The organism is Candidatus Lokiarchaeota archaeon (assembly GCA_014730275.1).
In the GTDB taxonomy this organism is placed as follows: Archaea; Asgardarchaeota; Thorarchaeia; order Thorarchaeales; family Thorarchaeaceae; genus WJIL01.
This window is the reverse complement of the sequence record WJIL01000022.1, coordinates 1-2,650: the sequence shown is the minus strand read 5'-3', so window position 1 is coordinate 2,650 and position 2,650 is coordinate 1. Positions and strand designations below refer to the sequence as shown.

Here is a 2,650-nt window from a genome sequence, read left to right as displayed (position 1 = left end):
TTGTGAGTTTTGTTGTTCATAATCTAGTTGAGGACAACATGAAGAAAAATCGTACTAGCTATTTTCTAGTTTTTGGTTTCATTAACTTGACTGATATGTCGTGTCATGTTCCTCGACTGTGGTTGTTTGAAGAAACTCCCCAGCTGGAATTTCTATGCGAGCGTTGAAATGGCCTCTACAATTCACTTAATCTCCTGCCTATTTCGAACCGCCGGCAATACTCGATGGGGGAGATTTATAACTCAATAGCATATTATAACTATATGGAGGATAAATATGACTTGGCTCCCTGAATGGCTTGGCACCGCATATTCTCGATTATGGCAGGCCTTCGGATTTGCAGGGATTAACATCAAACAAGCATGTTCCACTCTCGACATGGAATACAAGACAGTTTTGAATGTCATGAGTCGACTTGCACAGGCCAATCACTGCATACGTCTGAGACGTGGCCTCTATCAGATGTGTAGTCCCGAATATATTGTTGCTAAGGCAGCCGAAAAAATCCAATTTGGTCGTTTGGAAGACCGTCCCCACATCAGCATCATCCGAAGTGCATTATCGTGCTTACTCCACCATTTTGGTACACAGCTTGTGACAATGGCGGTATACGGTTCTGTTTCTACAGACAACTACACGGATACAAGCGATATCGATATCCTTGTTGTGGCTGACGAATGGCCTCGCAACATATCGGATCAGACCGCTGAAGTCGTCGAAGCAACAGCTCCGGTTAGACGAGCTATTTCGGCACTCTATGAATCGCAAGGCATTAGCTCCTCCATTCAGTGGTACACACTCACCAAAGAAGAAGCTGCCAAACTCAGGCCCCTCTATCTGGACATGGTCAGAGATGCAGAACTTGTCTATGATCGAGACCACTTCTTTGAAGACATCCTTAGCAAACTAGAATCTAGAATGAGCGATTTTGGAGTAAAGCGGGTAGAATTACCTGACGGGAGCCACGCTTGGGAGGCTCCTTCTGGCCATTCACTTGCCGAGGTGTTCGAGGATTGAATACAGATGCTCTTGGTTTGGATTCAATTGAGCGGATCAAGAATCGTTTCAAAGGTGCGAGAAGGGCTCGCGATGAAGAACGAAGTGCAGATACTGTGCGCTATTGTCAGGAATGTGTCGAACTTGGACTGAAGGGTATTCTCCGTCTAAGAGGAGTTGAGTATCCAAAGAAGCATGACATTAGTACAGTACTCGACCAATACGAAGATCGGTTTTCTGAGTAGTCCCAAGATGAGCTTGAAGCAACCATCCGTGTTTCCAATGAGTTGTATAGCCTACGGGGCAGAGCGATGTATGGTGATGAAGCTAGAGGGACTCCTGCTGAAGAGCTGTTTGATACGGATGATGCAGACAGAGCATTGGAACAAGCATCTCAAGTCATGGACTTGATTCTGAGATTGACCGAGAGAAAGGAATAGAATAAATCACCTGCCGAAAAACCACAAGAATCTGCTTATGCTTGGTTCATTTGATAATCAGACCTCAAACTCAATAAAGAGGAACGAACCCCTCTTCAGCCAAGATCTTCTTCTGTTTTTCCGAAAATTCAACCTGCTCTGCAATTTCTAACAGCCGTCGGATAACCTCTTCGCAGCTTTCTCCCCGTCGGCCGTATCTTTTCAGACGATTATGTGCCTCTTTCGAAAGCGGAATAGTTTTTGTTTCAGTCATCACTCATCTCTTCCAAACCTTTCAGCTTGCGTTTCTTCTAGGCGAAATACTTTCGAACATCCTCGCAGGACTCTCATGGAATACTTTTGAGTTGTTCCTCTCGCATCATCTCGTGGATTCGTGCTTTCAAGGCGTCACTTATCGACTGATATTTTCCTTCTTTTACTAGTTTCCGGAGGAACGCTTTCTTTTCCTCGGTCAAGCGCACTGATACGACACTCATACTATCCGCCGTTTACAATACTGTATTCAGTTTATAGACTATTATTCGCATTGATTGGGTGCGCATTGATTTCTGAAAATATGGAGATTTGCTCTGCCGCAGATTTTGGCAAATCGAACGCTAGGCAACAGTAATAAGTTCCTTCGTGACTAGACATCGAAACCTTGCGCAGGGCTGCATCTACTTGCGGCGTTCTACTGACAAGCAGCTTGCCCCCACTGCTCCAGGGGATGTGGAGGAGATGAAGTAGTAATGATACGGCGTGAAGCAGTATTTTCTTTCCTAGTGACTATTGTTGTTGGGCTCTCACTTCTAAGCGTGGCGTTGCCAACACTGCAAACCAAGGAGACTATCCTTGCAGAGATTGAATTATCGGGAGTCAATGAGGACACAATCTCCCTGTCCTCCCACAAAGCAGAAACTAGTGGATACACCCCTCATTCCAATATTGTCATCACATCCAATGCCGATTTCGCAGCAGAGGCTTCAGCAGAAGGCTGGCCCGGGGACGGGAGTGCCCTCAATCCATACATTATCAGTGGTCTTGAGATTAGCACCACAGACATCTGCATATACATCAAAGACACAAGCGTGCATTTTGAAATACAGGATTGCTACTTTTCTGCACCCTCAACTACTGGCACTGCTGCAGTCGAGTTTTGGTACGTGACGAATGGAAAAGTCAGCAATTGCATTTCTGATGCAAGCCGAGGGGGAGAGGGTTTCCTTATTGCCGGT

The 2,650-nt window shown here is 45.5% G+C and carries 5 protein-coding genes; 3 read left to right on the top strand and 2 right to left on the bottom strand.

The genetic code is table 11. The features are described 5' to 3' along the window. Window positions 1-276: 276 nt before the first annotated feature. Window positions 277-1,017 (top strand): hypothetical protein, encoded by a 741-nt coding sequence (locus GF309_03780; GenBank protein MBD3157889.1) that lies wholly within the window; start codon window positions 277-279, stop codon window positions 1,015-1,017. Beyond that, a complete protein-coding gene (locus GF309_03775) occupies window positions 969-1,241 on the top strand; it encodes a HEPN domain-containing protein (protein ID MBD3157888.1) in 273 nt (90 codons plus the stop codon). Before GF309_03780 ends, GF309_03775 begins: the two co-directional genes overlap by 49 nt. Window positions 1,242-1,506: 265 nt before the next feature. Here GF309_03775 and GF309_03770 read toward each other — a convergent pair whose 3' ends face one another. Continuing rightward, window positions 1,507-1,689, bottom strand: coding sequence for a hypothetical protein (locus GF309_03770; protein ID MBD3157887.1), 183 nt, complete (start codon window positions 1,687-1,689; stop codon window positions 1,507-1,509). 73 nt (window positions 1,690-1,762) lie between these two features. Continuing rightward, the gene (locus tag GF309_03765) at window positions 1,763-1,912 is read right to left on the bottom strand and encodes a hypothetical protein (GenBank protein ID MBD3157886.1); all 150 of its coding nucleotides are present in this window, start codon (window positions 1,910-1,912) and stop codon (window positions 1,763-1,765) included. 252 nt (window positions 1,913-2,164) lie between these two features. Here GF309_03765 and GF309_03760 point away from each other — a divergent pair. Beyond that, a partial coding sequence (locus GF309_03760) for a hypothetical protein (protein ID MBD3157885.1) occupies window positions 2,165-2,650 on the top strand: 486 nt, incomplete at its 3' end.